Origin of the sequence: Bacillus cereus group sp. N12 (assembly GCF_016483575.1) — a bacterium.
GTDB classification, from domain to species: Bacteria; Bacillota; Bacilli; order Bacillales; family Bacillaceae_G; genus Bacillus_A; species Bacillus_A toyonensis.
Window position 1 is genome coordinate 1 of the sequence record NZ_JAEHBO010000259.1, and the last position, 245, is coordinate 245.

Sequence of the window (245 nt, forward strand, 5' to 3'; positions counted from 1 at the left end):
TCCTGTCGTAGCGCATTTAGGACTAACTCCTCAATCTGTGGGAGTATTGGCGGGATATAAAGTGCAACGAAAAGATGCTGAAAGTGCAAAGAAATTAATAGACGATGCAAAGAAATGAGAGGAAGCTGGTGCGATAGCACTTGTGTTAGAATGTGTGCCAATCCAGTTAGCAGAATTAATTTCGAACCAATTAACAATTCCAATAATAGGGATAGGAGCGGGACAAAAAGTAGATGGGCAAGTTG

At 41.2% G+C, this 245-nt stretch carries 1 pseudogene; it reads left to right on the top strand.

Going from position 1 to position 245, the window contains the following annotated elements:
- Nucleotides 1-245: pseudogene (locus JDS92_RS30400) on the top strand (3-methyl-2-oxobutanoate hydroxymethyltransferase); the annotation flags it as partial.